The sequence below is a fragment of the Amycolatopsis ponsaeliensis genome (assembly GCF_030182635.1).
In the GTDB taxonomy this organism is placed as follows: domain Bacteria; phylum Actinomycetota; class Actinomycetes; order Mycobacteriales; family Pseudonocardiaceae; genus Amycolatopsis; species Amycolatopsis ponsaeliensis.
The window spans coordinates 137,574-152,584 of sequence record NZ_JAPZLD010000006.1 but is presented as its reverse complement, the minus strand read 5'-3'; the positions used below and the strand labels follow the sequence as shown (position 1 = coordinate 152,584).

The window sequence follows — 15,011 nt, the reverse complement described above, 5'->3', positions numbered from 1 at the left end:
AGACCCCCAAGCCGAAGGACCCCATGAAGGGCTTCCGCGGCGTGATGTCGGGAACGCTGATCATGGAGGCGATCACGGTCGCGCTCGCGCTGCCGGTGGTGAACAAGCTCGGTGGCGGGATCAGCACCGGTACCGGCTGGACGGTGCTGGCGGTCGCGCTGGTGCTGGTCGTGCTGTGCGGGTTCGTGAAGAAGCCGTGGGCCGTGCCGGTCGTCCTCGGCCTGCAGGTCGTGCTGATCGCGCTGGTGTTCTGGCTGCCGGCGATCGCCGTGCTGGGCGTGGTGTTCCTGGCGATCTGGCTGTGGCTGCTGTGGCTGCGCAAGGACGTCGCCCGCCGGATGGCGGCCGGCACCCTCGCGAGCCAGCAGCAGCCCCAGCCCTGACCGTCACGGGTGCGGCGCCGACTGACACTCCCGCACCCGGGTGGTGACGGCGTCGAGCGCGTCGAGGGCGTCGGCGGGGACGTCGAGGCGGTAGATCCGGTTCGGGCCCGCGCGGCCCACCGTCAGCAGGCGGGCGTCGAGCAGGATCCGCAGGTGCCGCGACACGGTCGACTGCGGTAGCCCGAGCTCCGACTGCACCTCGCCGACCGTGGCAGAGCCGCCGCGGTCGAGGAACACGCCGATGATCCGCACCCGGGTCGCCTCGCCGAGCGCCCGCAGCACCGGCAGTGCCGTGGTGAGCGCGTCCTCGATCATCCGGCCACCCCTTCGGCCGGGCACAACCGCCGCAGCAGCCCTTCGAGCTCCCCGGCCGGGAGCCCGTGGCGGTGTCCCAGGTCCACCCAGTCGCGCAGCATCCGGACCGTCTGCGTGCCGTGGTCCCCGAAGTGGCCGCGGAGGTAGTCCCGGGCGTCGAACGGCGCCAGCCGGGGGAGCACGGTCAGCGCCGCGCGCACGGCGTTCGGGCGGATCGGGCGCGGCTTCGGGCCGCCGAATCCGGCCGCGACCGCGGCCCGGGCCTGGGTCGCCGCGGCGGCGAGCGCCGCCGACGACCGGCGAGCGGCCGCGAGGTCGAAGTCCACGGCCTGCAGTCCGGCCACGACGGGCATCGTGGTCGCCGCGGACACCAGCGGAGCCGCGAGCGGTGCGTCCGGCGACCACCGCGGGCGGGCGAACAAGACCCGCAGCGACGCCGACGCGGGACCGGCGATCGTGAACCGGGCCCGCGCCGGCTGCCACCACCACACCGGATCGGCGCGGGCGGCGAAGAACTCCGGAACCACCAGTCCCCACGGCCGGTCACCCGCCAGCTCGCGCAGCAGCTCCACTTCGGACGGCACCTGCGTGACCGCGGCGATGATCGCCGCGGACGGCCGGGCGAGCAGCTCGGCCACCTCCGGCGAGGCGGGCGAGGCCGTGCTGATCACCACGTCCCAGCCCGGTGCCCGGTCGTCGGTGGTCGTCAGGTCGACGCTTCGCCGCTCGACCGGCCGGGCGGGTCCCGCGGTGCGGAGCCGGCGGCTCCCGGCGAGCAGGGTGTCGCCGGTCCGCTCGCGCACCGCGAACCCGACCCGGTGACCGCCGGCCATGGACATCGCCAGGACCTGGGCCACCGGGCCCTTTCCCACCACGAGAACGCGCATGCCGAGCACTATATCCGCATATCCGGATATAGTGCTCGGCGAGGTCAGCGCAGCACGACGATCCGCAGCGCGGGCGAGCGCAGGATGTCGGCTTCGCAGAAGCGTTCCTTCACCCATTCACCCCGGCTGTAGAGCTTCGTCTGGTCGCTGAAGTACGGCGAATTCGGGTTCGCCGACTGCGAGTACGTCAGCACCGTCGAGGAGTCCGGGCACGCGCGCCCGCGGAAGCCCACCACCTGGATGTAGCTCGACCCGTGCTGGACCTCCACGTTGCCGCGCGCCGGGTCCCACACCGGTGTCATCACGTTCAGCACGCCCAGGAAGCCCTGGCCGCCGTGGATCGGGATGCGCTCGCCGTTGCGCGTGACCGCCTGGCCGTCGCGCAGCTTCGCGTCCGGGGCGAGCCCGGCCGTGCGCAGCTCCACCAGCGCGTCGCCGAACGCCTTCTGGACGTCCGCGTTGCCGACGTTGAGCGTGTTCGGCGTGGTCAGCGGCGCCTTCGGATCGAAGGGCACCGAGAAGCGGTCGACGTTGCCGAGCCGCGCGGCGAACCGCTGGAACAGCAGTGAACCCCGCGTGTCGAGCGTGTACGTGTGGTCCCAGTTCGCGATCGCGGAGCACGCCGGCCCGACCGGCACCGGGCCGGACGACGACGGCGCCTGCCCGCCCGGGAACGACGCGCACAGCTTCGCCAGGTCCGCCGCCGTCAGGTCGGCGAACAGGCTGTGGTCGGCGAAGAGCATCTTCTTCATCGAGTCCGTCGTGAACCCGCCCTTCTCGGCGGTGAGCAGCGCTTCCCGCGTCCGCGGCGAACGTTCGGTGCCGATGTCCCCGACGATGTGCGGGTACCCCGTGATCGGCGCCTTCGCGTTGGCCAGCCAGGCGCTGTCGTTCGCGTTCAGCTCGTAGTCTCGGCTTTGCTGCCGCGGCAGCCGCGACGGCGCGAAGATGCCCGGCTCGAGCGCGCCGGGGTCGGAACCCCACCGGCACGACGACTTCGATCCGTCCAAAATGGCCAGTCCGACTGCCGGGAAAGTCTGCCGTCCCAGGGGAGTGCTGCACGTCTCGGCTTGTTCGTCGGTGACGTGCGGGACGACCTGGATGTCGGCGTAGAGCGCGTTGCCCGCCCGGTCGGTGGCGATGGTGTTGACCCACGGGACGCCCTGCGTGCGGCTCAGCGCGCCGACGATGTCGGCGGTGCTGCGGGCCTGGTCGAGCTCGAACCACGTGTTGAGCCCGCGCAGGTTCGTCCCGTTGGCGTCCCGCACGGTGAACGCCGACTTCGTGCTCCACGGCAGCGGAATGCCCTGGAAGTCGCTCAGCACCGGCCCGTACCGCGTCGCCCAGAACGTCTGGCGGACCGGCTTCAGCGAGCCGTCGGCCTGGCGCACCTGGACGGTGACGTCGCGGGAGGTCATCTTCTCCGGCTTGCCGTCGACGAGGTAGGTCGTCGGGTCGCCCGCCTTCAGCGGCACCTCGAAGAGGCCGAACGTGACCGGTGTGGACACCGTGTGCGTCCAGGCCGCGTCCGCGGTGTGCCCGATCTGGACGAACGGCATGCCGAGCAGGCTCGCGCCGGCGACGTCGAGCCGGCCGGGGATGGTCAGCTGGCTCTGCCAGAACCGGCGCCCGGCCTGCCACGGGTAGTGCGGGTTGCCGAGCAGCACGCTGCCCTGGCCGTCCGCGGTGGAGTCCGCGCCGACGGCGATGCCGTTGCTGCCGAGCCCGCTGCCGTTCAGCGCCTGCGCCACCTTCGCCGACAACTGCCCGCCGGTGCCCGGGGCGGGCGTCGCGCCGGACGGCGGCGCCGTGAACAGGCCTTCGGTGACGACGCCCTGGCCGCCGGTGATCGCGATCGCGTAGTAGTGCCGGTAGAAGTCCTGCTCGGTGATCGGCCGCACCCAGCCGGCGCCGCGGCAGGCCGGGTCGGAGATGCCGGCGCGGCCGGTGCGCGCGAGGTAGGCGTTGAACCCCTGGACGTAGCCGGAAACGACCTCGCGGACTTCGCGGCGCGGCCCCAGCGGCACCGGTTGCGCGACCAGCCGGTCGACGATCCCGGAGTCGTTGATCTGCTGGAAGAACAGGTCGCTGTGCAGGTTGCTCTCCGCCTCGGACAGCGACGGGTAGCCGCCGCCCTCCGGGCCGAAGTACTGCGACCGCTGCCCGCTCACCGTGAGGTAGATGTTCGCGAGTTCGCAGACGTTGTCGTTCGCCGCCGCGAAGCCGTACCCGTACCCGAGTCCGGCGTAGTCCTTCGCGACGATGTGCGGGATGCCGTGTTCGGTGTAGCGGAGGACGGCTTTCGAGTGGCCCTCTTCGCCGGCCGAAGCGAGGCCGGTCCCCAGTGTGGTGATGGTGAGTGCAGCTGTCAGAACCGCCAGGCTTTTCCTGAATGGTCTCATCTGACCCCCTTGTCGTGATCGCCACGCTACCGACGGAGACGACGCGCGGACATGGGGGAAAACCCGGGGATTCGTTCACCCGCGCGCAATCCGGCGTTGGCCGCGGCGGGATAGAAACCGCGCATGACCGAACCGACCCACCACTCCCGCCGCACGCTGCTCAAGGCCGGTCTCACCGGCGCCGCCGCCACGCTCGTGCTGCCTTCGACGGCTTTCGCCGCGACCCCGCTGCTGCGCGGCGACCGCCCGGTGCTCACCCACGGCGTCCAGTCCGGCGACGTCACACCCGGCTCGGCGATCGTCTGGTCGCGCGCCGACCGGCCGTCGCGGCTGGTCGTGGAGATCGCGCGCGACCCCTCGTTCCGGCACGCCCGCCGGGTGCCCGGCGCCCTCGCCGGGCCGGCCACCGGCGGGACCGGGCAGGTCCGCGTCGCCGGTCTCGCTCCGGGCACCGAATACCACTACCGCGTCACGGCGGAGTCCCTCGACGGGCGCGCGACGAGCGAGCCGCTGACCGGCCGGTTCGCCACCGCGCCGGTGGGCCGCCGCGACACCCGGATCCTGTGGTCGGGCGACGTCGTCGGGCAGAACTGGGGGATCAACCCGGACCTGGGCGGCATGACGATCTTCTCGGCGATGGCGGACCGCCGGCCCGACCTCTTCCTGCACAGCGGCGACACGGTGTACGCCGACGGCCCGCTGACGGAGACGGTCTCCCTGCCCGGCGGCCGCACGTGGCGCAACGTCGTCACGGCGGAGAAGTCGAAGGTCGCCGAGACCCTCGACGAGTACCGCGGCCAGCACGCGTACAACCGCCTCGACGCCCACTTCAAGCGCTTCGCCGCGCAGGTGCCGGTCTATGCCCAGTGGGATGACCATGAAGTCTTGAACAACTGGTACCCGGGCGAGATCCTCGACCTCCCGGCCTACACGGAGAAGCGCGTCGACGTGCTCGCGCCGCGGGCGTACCAGGCGTTCCACGAGTGGCACCCGATCGACTCGCGCCAGGCCGTCGACGGCCGCGTCTACCGGAGCTTCAAGTACGGCTCGCGGGCCGAGATCTTCGTGCTGGACATGCGGACCTACCGCAACGCCAACACCGCGGACCAGACCAAGCCCGGCTACATCCTCGGCGACAAGCAGGCCCGCTGGCTGGCCGACGCGCTCGGCCGCAGCACGGCGACGTGGAAGATCGTCCAGGCGGACATGCCGCTCGGCCTGGTCGTCCCGGACGGCACGGACATCGAAGCGGTGGCGAACAACCTGCCGGGCGCGCCGGGCGGGCGTGAGACGGAACTGGCGTGGGTGCTGCGGGAGATCCAGCGCCGTCGCGTCCGCAACGTGGTCTGGCTGACCGCGGACGTCCACTACACGGCGGCGCACCACTATTCGCCGGACCGCGCGGCCTTCCAGGACTTCGACCCGTTCTGGGAGTTCGTATCCGGGCCGCTGAACGCGGGCGCGTTCGGGCCGAACGCGCTGGACCCGACGTTCGGCCCGGAGGCGGTGTTCGTCCACGCCCCGCCGGTGGCGAACACGGCCCCGATCGACGGCTTCCAGCACTTCGGCGAGCTGAACATCGACGGTGGGAGTGGTGACCTGACGGTGGACCTGCGCGACGCCACGGGCGTGTCGCTCTGGTCGAAGAAGCTGCACCCGCAGGGCCGCCGCTGACGGCAGCGTCCGGCCGGACCGGGAACGCGCCCCGGCACGCCGGTCTTGAATGAGTCATTCAGGACCTCCCACGCCTGAATGACTCATTCAAGACACCGCGGCCGGATTTCGACCGGCGAATCGGTCACCCGAGGAGGGTCGGCTACGCTCACGCGCACCGACACGCACCCGTACCAAGGAGAAACACCGTCGTGACTGAACGCACGCTGGTCCTCGTCAAGCCCGATGGCGTCGCGCGCGGCCTCGTCGGCGAGGTCGTCTCGCGGATCGAGCGCAAGGGCCTCAAGCTCGCCGCCCTCGAGCTGCGGACCGTTCCGCGGGCACTGGCCGAGGAGCACTACGCCGAGCACAAGGAGCGTGCGTTCTTCGGCGACCTGCTGGAGTTCATCACCTCGGGCCCGCTGGTCGCGCTCGCCGTCGAAGGCCCGCGCGCCATCGCCGCGTTCCGCCAGCTGGCCGGCGGCACCGACCCGGTCGAGAAGGCCACCCCGGGCACCATCCGCGGCGACTTCGCGCTGGAGACCCAGTACAACCTGGTCCACGGCTCGGACTCGCCGGAGTCGGCCGAGCGCGAGCTGAAGCTCTGGTTCCCCGACCTGTGATCGGCACCGGGGCCACGCCCGCGCGTGGCCCCGGTTCTCCCCAGGAGCACCCGTGACGACGATGCCGTTCCCGGCCCGCGACTACCTCCCCGTGCTGCGGGAGCTGACCGGCGCGTTCGCCGAGGCCCTGCGCGTCGGCGACCTGTCCGCGCCGGTGCCGGACTGCGCCGGCTGGACCCTGGCCGACCTCGGCACGCACCTCGGGAACGTGCACCGCTGGGCGGCCGCCGTCGTCACGACCGGCGAGGTCCAGCCGCAGGACTTCGACAGCGGCGCGGACGCCGGCCTGGCGTCCTGGTACGCCGAAAGCGCCGGCCTGCTCCTCGACGCCCTCGAGCGGGCCACCCCCGAAGACCGGTGCTGGCACTTCGGCGGTACCGAGAAGACCAAGGCGTTCTGGTTCCGCCGCCAGGTGCACGAAACCGCCGTCCACCTCGCCGACTCGGGGAGCGGGCACGTGCTCGACCCGGCCGTGGCCGCGGACGGCGTCGACGAGGTCCTCGGCGCTTGGCTCCCGCGCGTCACGCGCTGGCACACCGCGCCGTCGCTGGCCGCGCCACTCGCGCTGCGCACCACCGACACCGGCGACGCCTGGACGCTGCACCCGGGGGAACCGCCCGCGCTCGGGCCGGCCGCCGAACCCGCCGCGACCGCCGAGGCGACGGCGCGGGACCTCTTGCTGCACCTGTGGAAGCGGACGGCCACCCCGCCGCGGCTGTCCGGTGACACCGCGCTCGCCGGAGGATTCCTCCAGGCTCCTTTCACCGCCTGACCCGGTAGCTGTTCTAGACCATTCAGGCGGCGTTCACCGGGAAGTCTTCCCCCGGCCGTGCCACTGCGCTGTGCTGGTCCGGCTCACTCTCACTCGATACTGGGGTACCTGGTGAAGAAGTCACGCATTGCGCTGCCGTTCGTCGCCCTGGTCGCGACGGCGTTCGCCGTTCCCGCTCACGCCGACCCGCTCCGGGCGCCGCTCGGCACACCGCCGGTCGAGGCCGCGCCCGCCGCGTCGTCGGACCACCAGGGCCCGGCCGCCTTCGCCGCCGCGGACCCCGACGACGGGCTCGTCACCGGCAGCGCGACCACCGAGGTCGCACCCGGCCTGAACCTCACCCAGTTCGACCGGTTCGACCCGGCCGGCTGGATCCGCGGCGACACCCTCGCCGTCGACCTGGGCAGCAAGGTCGTGAAGCCGACCTACCTCAGCCCCGGCACGGTGTCCGCGCGCACGCCGCTTTCGCAGCAGGTCGCGCGCACCGGCGCGGTCGCCGGCGTGAACGGCGACTTCTTCGACATCAACGCCACCGGCGCGCCGATCGGCGTCGGCATCGACCACGGGCAGCTGCAGACCGCGCCCGCCGCCGGCCACAACTACACCGCCGCGATCACCGACGCGGGCAAGGCGGAGCTGGCTTCGGTCTTCCTGGAAGCCGCCGTGACGCTGCCCGGCGGGACAGTGAAGGCGACGAACTTCAACAGCCCGGTCCTCGGCGCCGACGCGATCGGCGTCTACACGCCGTTGTGGGGCGCGTCGGGCCGCGCGACTTCGGTGGCCGGGGCGTCCCGGGTGCGCGAGGTCGAGCTCCGCGACGGCGTCGTCACCGCCGTGCGCGCGCAGCCCGCGGACGGCCCCATCGCGGCGGGCACCACGCTGCTGCTGGCTCGCGAGGCAGGGGCGGACGCTCTCGCGTCGCTCAAGCCGGGCGACGCCGTCGGCGTCACGTACGCGCCGCGCTCGGACGCCGGGAAGATCGCGGTCGCCGTGGGCGGCAACGAAGTCCTGCTCCGCGACGGCGTCGTGCAGCCGGTCGACAACGTGGCCATGCACCCGCGGACGGCGGTCGGCTTCTCCGCCGACGGCAAGCGGCTGTGGCTGGCCACTGTGGACGGACGGCAGGCCGACAGCCGCGGCATGACCGAGCTGGAACTGGCCCGGCACATGAAGAGCCTCGGCGCCGACGACGCGATCAACCTCGACGGCGGCGGCTCGTCGACGCTGCTGGCACGCGACGAGGGCGAAGCCGCGCCGAGCGTCCGCAACGCGCCGTCCGACGGCGGGGAACGCCTGGTGCCCAACGGAATCGGCTTCGCGACCGTGCCGGGCAGCGGCAAGCTCACGGCGTTCTCCCCGGCGCCCGCCGTGGCCACCGGCGACGCGAACCGCGTGCTGACCGGCCTGACCCGGCACCTGGTCGCCGACGGCCACGACGAAACCGGCGCCGCGGTGGCTGCCGACCCGCGCTGGAGCACGTCCGACCCCCGGCGGGCCACCGTGACCCGCGGGGTCGTCACCGGCCACGGCGCGGGCGGTGTCGATGTCGTCGCGCGTTCCGGCCGGGCGTCCGGGAAGACGGCGCTTTCGGTGCTGGGCAGGCCGGTCCGGCTCGGCACGAGCACCGAGCAGGTCGCGCTGACCGGCGCCGGCGCGAAGAGCACCTTCAAGGTCTACGGCTACGACGCCGACGGCTACGGCACCTGGCTGGAAGCCGACGACGTCAAGCTCGACTACGACCACTCCGTCGTGCGGGTCGAGCCGTCGGACGACGGGTACGCGGTGACCTCGCTGACCGCGTCCGGCGCCACCGCGATCACCGCGACCGCGGCGGGCCTCACCACGCACCTGGCCGCCTCGGTGGGGACCGTGCCGCAGGTCGCGTCGCCGCTGGACGGGCCGGCGGGCTGGACGGCGACGGTGTTCCCGGCGGTCGTCGGCGCGGCGCTGTCCGCGGCGCCCGGGCGGGACGGCGGTGCCGGTCTCGCGCTGGACTACCGGCTCACCGGCACGACCGCGACGCGCGCCGCGTACGTCACGCCGTCCTCTCCGCTCGCGGTTCCCGTGGGCACCCAGAAGATCGGGCTGTGGGTGAACGGCGACGGCAAGGGCGCGTGGCTGCGGGCGGAGCTGCGCGACGCGGCGAATGTCGCGTCCATTGTGGACTTGTCGCTGAGCGTCGACTGGACGGGCTGGCGGTACGTCACCGCCGCGGTCCCGGCCGGGCTGCCCGACGGCCAGCGGCTGGCGCGCTTCTACGCCGTCGAGAACGTGCCGGACCAGCAGTACGAAGGTCACCTCGTGTTCGACGACCTGACCTTCGAGGTGGCGCCGACGACGGCGGTGCCGGCCGACCCGGCCCCGCACGACCCGGCGCTGGTCACCGACGGCACCCTGGCCGGCGGCCTGCGCGTCGCGGTCGTCAGCGACGCGCAGTTCACCGCGGACGACCCGGCCGGGCCGCTGGTCGCGCAGGCCCGCCGCGCCCTGCGCGAAGCCGTCGCGGCGAAACCGGACCTGGTGCTGATCAACGGCGACTTCGTCGACCGCGGCACGGCGCCCGATTTCGTGCTGGCTCGCCAGGTCATCACTGACGAGCTCGACGGCAAGGTGCCCTGGTACTACGTGCCGGGCAACCACGAGGCCGAGGGCGGCAACGGCCTCGCCAACTTCCAGGCCGCGTTCGGCGTGACGCATCAAGTCGTCGACGTGCACGGCATCCGGCTGGTGCTCATGGACTCCTCGCGCGGATCGCTGCGGGCGGGCGGGTTCGACCAGGTCCGGATGCTGCGTTCGGCCCTGGACTCCGCCGCCGCGGACCGGTCGATCCACGGGGTCGTCGTCGCGATGCACCACCCGGTGAAGGACCCGAGCCCGACCGGGAACTCCCAGCTCGGCGACCGGAAGGAAGCCACGCTGCTGACCCAGTGGCTCACCGGGTTCGAGCAGGCGTCCGGCAAACCGGCCGCTTCGGTGGCTTCGCACGCCGGCGTGTTCTCGCTGTCCCGGGTGGACGGCGTGCCGTACCTGGTCAACGGAAACTCGGGCAAGGCGCCCGCGGCCGCGCCCGGCGACGGCGGGTTCGTCGGCTGGACGCTGCTGCGCGTCGACCCGGCCGACCGCGCGCAGCCGGTGCGCTTCGAGACGCGGCCGAACGTCGACTCGCTCACCGTTTCGGGACCGTCTTCGCTGGCCCGCGGCGAACGCGCGGTGGTTCGCGCTTCCGTCCGGCAGGGCACCCGGGACGTGCCGGTGTCGTACCCGGTGAGCGCCGACTGGACGGTCGGCTGGGGCGTGGTTGCGTTCGATTCTTCGACCGGCGCGCTGACGGCGTTGCGCCCGGGCGTCGCGCGGCTGTCGGTGACGGTCAACGGGGTGACGCAGTCGCTGGTCGTGACCGTCCGCGGCTAAACCGTTCGGTTTTTGTCGGTGCCCGCTCGTATGGTCGGGGTGTGGACGAATCGGAGGACCGGGAACCGGCACTGGTGCAGGCCAAGGCGCTGGTGAAGCGCTTCGGCGAGTTCGAGGCCGTGCGCGGGATCGACGTCGAGGTGCGGCGCGGGGAGGCGTTCGGCTTCCTCGGCCCGAACGGCGCGGGCAAGTCGTCGACCATGCGGATGATCGCGTGCGTGTCCCCGCGCACCGACGGCGACCTCCGCGTGCTGGGGCTGGATCCGGAGCTGGCCGGGCCGAGGATCCGCGCGCGCCTCGGCGTGGTGCCGCAGCTGGACAACCTGGACGTCGAGCTGACGGTCCGGGAGAACCTGCTGATCTACGGCCGCTACTTCGGGATGTCGCGCGCGGCGGCCCGGAGCAAGGCCGACGAGCTGCTGGAGTTCGCGCAGCTGGCCGACCGGGCGGGGGACAAGGTCGACCCGCTCTCAGGCGGCATGAAACGCCGGCTGACGATCGCGCGTTCACTGGTCAACGACCCGGAGCTGCTGCTGCTCGACGAGCCGACGACGGGCCTCGACCCGCAGGCTCGCCACCTGCTGTGGGACAGGCTGTTCCGGCTCAAGGAGCAGGGCACGACGCTGATCGTCACCACGCACTACATGGACGAGGCGGAGCAGCTGTGCGACCGCCTGGTCGTGATGGACCACGGCCGGATCGCCGCGGAGGGCTCGCCTTCGGAGCTGATCAGCCGGTACTCGACGCGGGAGGTCGTCGAACTGCGGTTCGCGACGGGCCAGCAGGTGGCGGCGGCGCAGCAGGTCGAGGGGCTCGCTGAGCGCGTGGAGGTGCTGCCGGACCGCGTTCTGCTCTACAGCAACGACGGCGAGGACACCCTGGAACACGCGCACTCGCGCGGGCTGAGGCCGCTGTCGAGCCTGGTGCGGCGCAGTTCCCTGGAGGACGTGTTCCTCCGCCTGACCGGCCGGACGCTGGTCGACTGATGACCACCGTCGAATCCACCGGCCGCGTGGTCGGCAGCTGGCACGGCGCCTGGCTGCGCGTCGAGGGGCACTGGACCTGGTACCGGCGCCACTGGCTGTCCACTTTGTACTCCACCGGACTCCAGCCGGTGCTGTTCCTCGCCGCGATGGGCCTCGGCTTCGGGTCGCAGGTCCGCCCGGGCGCGGTCACCGGCGGCCTGTCCTACCTGCAGTACATCGCGCCGGCGCTGCTCGCCGCCGGTGCCGCGCAACAGGCCGTCGGCGACTCGAGCTACCCCGTGCTCTCCGGGTTCAAGTGGCAGAAGGACTACCTGGCGGTCACCGCCACCCCGGTGTCGCCGGGGCAGGTACTCGGCGGCCACCTGATCTGGACGGCCCTGCGGCTGACGCTCGCCGGCGCGATCTACGCGTTCGTCGCGCTGTTCTTCGGCGCCTGGACCGGGCCCGGCGTGCTGCTGGTGATCCTCGTGGGCACGGTCACCGGGCTCGCCTGCGCCACGCCGATCACCGCGCTCGCGGCGCGGACGTTCGACGAAGGCCAGCGCTTCGGGCTGATCTTCCGCTTCGTCGTCATGCCGATGACGTTGTTCTCCGGCACGTTCTTCCCGATCTCCCAGCTGCCGGGCGCGATCCGCTGGCTGGCCTGGCTTTCCCCGCTGTGGCACGGCACGCAACTGGCCCGCGGGGTGAGCGTCGGGGGAGTCGGCGGCTGGGCGATGCTCGGCCACTTCGCGGTGCTCGCGGCGTTGTTCGCGGCCGGGTGGGCGGTCGCGCACCGGGCCTTCTACCGGAGGCTGATGGAGTGATGGTGAGCGTCCAAGCTCCCCCGGCGCGGGCCGGTCTGCTGCTGCGGATCCTGCCGCCCGGGCTGTACGCGGGCCGCGCCCGCATGCTCGTCGAGCGGTCGGTGCGGGTGAGCCGCGCAAGCTGGGCGATCTTCGTCTCCGGCGCGGCCGAGCCGTTCCTCTACCTGCTGGCCTTCCAGCTGGGGTTCGGCAAGCTGGTCACCGAGGTGGCGGGCCCGGACGGCCGCCCGATGGGCTACGTCGCGTTCGTGGCGCCGGCGCTGCTCGCGACGTCGGCGATGAACGGCGCGATCTTCGAGTCGACGTACAACATGTTCTTCAAGCTGCGCTACGCGAAGCTGTACGACGCGATGCTGGCGACGCCGATCGGCCCGCTGGACGTGGCGATCGGCGAGATCGGCTGGGCGATGACCCGGGGCGGCATCTACGCGGTGGCGTTCCTCGCGATCGCGGCGGCGATGGGGTTGCTGGCGTCGTGGTGGGCACTGCTGATGGTCCCGGCGGCGCTGCTGGTGGGGCTGGCGTTCTCGGCGATCGGCATGGCCCTGGTGACGTTCCTGAAATCGACGGCCCAGTTCGACTACATCGCGCTCGTCCTGATGCCGATGTTCCTGTTCGCGACGACGTTCTTCCCGCTGTCGGTGTACCCGGAGCCGCTGCAGTGGGTGGTCCGCTGCCTCCCGCTCTACCACGCGATCGAGCTGATGCGCGGCCTCGCGACGGGCCTGCTGTCCGGCAGCATGCTGATCAACCTGGCCTACCTGCTGGCCCTGGGCGCGATAGGCCTGTGGGCCTCGACCCGCCGAATCGCCAAACTCCTCCTGACCTGACGCCGTGACGTCCGCCCAGGTACGCGACCCGATCCTCCAATCACGCGTGATGCCCCCTCAATCACGCGAGATGCCCCTCCAGACACACGAGTTACCCGCCCAATCACGCGAGTTCCGCCTCTGATCACGCGAGTCCCGGCCGCGATCACGCGAGTTCCGGTTTCCCGCACGCGCAGGAGCGGCTCAGCGGGCCGGGTCGGGCCGTCCCCGGGGTGCGACGGCGGCCAGCGCGTCCACCATCCCGTGCCCGTAGAAGCCGTTGAACCCCTCGTACCCCGCGCAGTAGGCGTCCTGGGTGCCGTCGCCGGTGAGGTCGTAGTCGGCCGGGCACGGCATCGGCATCGCCTGGTTGTCCAGCGTCCGCCGCAGCTGCCGCGGCCCGGCGTCCCGGTGCGCCGACGCCAGCAGCGCCAGCACCCCGGTGACGTGCGGCGCGGCCATCGACGTCCCGCACAGCGGCGCGTACCCGCCCGGCACCGTCGAAAGCACGCACTCGCCCGTCTCCCCACCGGGCGCGGTGACGTCGATCACGCCCAGCCCGTACGAGCTGTAGCCCGCCTTCACCCGGTCCGAGCCGACGGCCGACACCGCGACGACGTCCCGCAGCGCGGCCGGCAGCGCTTCACACCCCGAGCCCGCTCCGGGCGAGCCGGACCGCGCCGACGGCGTCAGGTCGACGGCCTCGTTGGTCGCCGCCGCGACGTTCAGCGTGCCCGCCGACGTGCTGTACTCCACCGCCCGCGCCAGCGCCTCGTGCACCACCCCGCGGTCGTCGCCGCGGATGCACGACAGCGTCCACGGGTTCACGAAGAAGCTGCTGTTCGTCAGCCGCATGTGCCGTGACGCCGCCCACATCAGCCCGCACACCGCGGCCTCCGGGTCGGCGTAGCCGCGGTCGTCGATCACTTTCACCGACGCCACCCTGACCCCGGGCGCCACACCTGTCACGCCGTGGCCGTCGTCGGCCGCCGCGATGATCCCCGCCACATGCGTGCCGTGCACCGACGTCGTCGGCACCCAGGCCGACGGCGACCGGTCGGGGGCGCCGGTCAGGCAGCCGGCGGAGTCGTCCCGGTCGAGTGCGCCGCTGAGGTCGGGGTGATCCGGGTCGATCCCCGAGTCGAGGACGCCGACGACGACGTCCCGGCTGCCGTCGGACACGCCCGGCGCGCGGCCCGCGTTGATCATCTTCATGTCCCACTGCCGGTCGCTCAGGTCCGCGGTGGGGACGCGAGCCGGGTCGGTGGCGGCCAGCGTCGCCCGGGCGGGCTGCGGCTTGACCTCGGTGGCGCGTTGCGCGGCCAGCCGCTCGGCCTGGGCGCTGAACGCCCGGTCGAGCCCGACCCGCGTGCCGAACGAAGGGTCGCCCGAGGTAGCGACGGCGACGGCGATCTGCGGGTAGTAGACGGTGGTGGCCCCGCACGCGCCGGTGACCTGCGCGCGAGCGGTGGACTCGGGCGTGCCGCGGTCGAAGGTGACGACGTAACGCAGGTTCCGGCCGTGGCCGCAGGAAGGTTCGTCGGCCGCCGCGGGACTGGCGGTGACGCATCCCGAAAGCACCAGTACGGTGCACACGGCCGCCCGCAGGGGCCGCGCCAGCAGGGACACCGGACCTCCCACCGGATGCAGGAACCGCGGGTGCCGGCGCGCGAGATCCCGGTCACCCCGAGCCGCACGGTAGCCACCCCGTGCCCGGCGGACAAGCGCTACGGCCAAGTTCCCCCGGCCGGTGGGGGTCGCGGCGCGCCCGGCGGCGTGGGCGGAGGTACCGAGTACGACGGAGCAGTCACCCGGTGTGGGATACTCGGGGTGGCCACTGGGCCGCGGGGCGCACGTGAGAGGTGCTGCCTGCGGCGTTGAGGCCCGGTGATGTGCGCGAACTCCCGCGACGCGCGTCGCCGCCCGCGAGCGCGGGCGGCTGGACGACGTGGCGGGCGGCCCGG

12 protein-coding genes are annotated in these 15,011 nt (G+C 72.7%); 8 read left to right on the top strand and 4 right to left on the bottom strand.

Going from position 1 to position 15,011, the window contains the following annotated elements:
• Positions 1 to 23 precede the first annotated feature (23 nt).
• Positions 24 to 383 carry a DUF4233 domain-containing protein gene (locus QQ657_RS11525; protein WP_285480919.1) on the top strand — a complete coding sequence of 120 codons (360 nt, stop codon included), beginning with the start codon at positions 24 to 26 and terminating at the stop codon, positions 381 to 383.
• A 3-nt stretch (positions 384 to 386) separates the two neighbouring features.
• On the opposite strand, the gene QQ657_RS11520 is transcribed toward QQ657_RS11525, so the two are convergent.
• Genes QQ657_RS11520 through QQ657_RS11510 form a run of 3 tightly spaced genes read right to left on the bottom strand, consistent with a single transcriptional unit; the run spans position 387 to position 3,987 of the window.
• Positions 387 to 698, bottom strand: a complete 312-nt coding sequence (locus tag QQ657_RS11520; protein WP_284742066.1) for an ArsR/SmtB family transcription factor — start codon at positions 696 to 698, stop codon at positions 387 to 389.
• On the bottom strand, positions 695 to 1,585 hold the full coding sequence (locus tag QQ657_RS11515) for a ketopantoate reductase family protein (RefSeq protein WP_284742065.1): 891 nt from the start codon (positions 1,583 to 1,585) through the stop codon (positions 695 to 697). Before QQ657_RS11515 ends, QQ657_RS11520 begins: the two co-directional genes overlap by 4 nt.
• Positions 1,586 to 1,629: 44 nt before the next feature.
• The gene (locus tag QQ657_RS11510) at positions 1,630 to 3,987 is read right to left on the bottom strand and encodes a penicillin acylase family protein (protein WP_284742064.1); all 2,358 of its coding nucleotides are present in this window, start codon (positions 3,985 to 3,987) and stop codon (positions 1,630 to 1,632) included.
• Positions 3,988 to 4,110: 123 nt separating this feature from the next.
• On the opposite strand from QQ657_RS11510, the gene QQ657_RS11505 reads away from it, so the two are divergent.
• The 7 genes from QQ657_RS11505 (at position 4,111) to QQ657_RS11475 (ending at position 13,068) form a co-directional block, all read left to right on the top strand.
• The gene (locus tag QQ657_RS11505) at positions 4,111 to 5,661 is read left to right on the top strand and encodes an alkaline phosphatase D family protein (RefSeq protein ID WP_284742063.1); all 1,551 of its coding nucleotides are present in this window, start codon (positions 4,111 to 4,113) and stop codon (positions 5,659 to 5,661) included.
• A gap of 191 nt (positions 5,662 to 5,852) precedes the next feature.
• Positions 5,853 to 6,263, top strand: coding sequence for a nucleoside-diphosphate kinase (gene ndk / locus QQ657_RS11500; protein ID WP_284742062.1), 411 nt, complete (start codon positions 5,853 to 5,855; stop codon positions 6,261 to 6,263).
• A gap of 52 nt (positions 6,264 to 6,315) precedes the next feature.
• On the top strand, positions 6,316 to 7,035 hold the full coding sequence (locus QQ657_RS11495; RefSeq protein WP_284742061.1) for a maleylpyruvate isomerase family mycothiol-dependent enzyme: 720 nt from the start codon (positions 6,316 to 6,318) through the stop codon (positions 7,033 to 7,035).
• Positions 7,036 to 7,146: 111 nt separating this feature from the next.
• On the top strand, positions 7,147 to 10,446 hold the full coding sequence (locus tag QQ657_RS11490; RefSeq protein ID WP_434056730.1) for a phosphodiester glycosidase family protein: 3,300 nt from the start codon (positions 7,147 to 7,149) through the stop codon (positions 10,444 to 10,446).
• A gap of 41 nt (positions 10,447 to 10,487) precedes the next feature.
• Complete coding sequence (locus tag QQ657_RS11485) at positions 10,488 to 11,432, top strand: ABC transporter ATP-binding protein (RefSeq protein WP_284742060.1); 945 nt, start codon at positions 10,488 to 10,490, stop codon at positions 11,430 to 11,432.
• Positions 11,432 to 12,238: an ABC transporter permease gene (locus QQ657_RS11480; RefSeq protein WP_284742059.1), complete on the top strand. Its 807-nt coding sequence runs from the start codon at positions 11,432 to 11,434 to the stop codon at positions 12,236 to 12,238. Before QQ657_RS11485 ends, QQ657_RS11480 begins: the two co-directional genes overlap by 1 nt.
• Positions 12,238 to 13,068, top strand: a complete 831-nt coding sequence (locus tag QQ657_RS11475) for an ABC transporter permease (protein WP_284742058.1) — start codon at positions 12,238 to 12,240, stop codon at positions 13,066 to 13,068. The genes QQ657_RS11480 and QQ657_RS11475 overlap by 1 nt, the downstream gene beginning before the upstream one ends.
• 183 nt (positions 13,069 to 13,251) lie before the next feature.
• Here QQ657_RS11475 and QQ657_RS11470 read toward each other — a convergent pair whose 3' ends face one another.
• The gene (locus tag QQ657_RS11470; protein WP_284742057.1) at positions 13,252 to 14,676 is read right to left on the bottom strand and encodes a S8 family peptidase; all 1,425 of its coding nucleotides are present in this window, start codon (positions 14,674 to 14,676) and stop codon (positions 13,252 to 13,254) included.
• Positions 14,677 to 15,011: the final 335 nt, after the last annotated feature.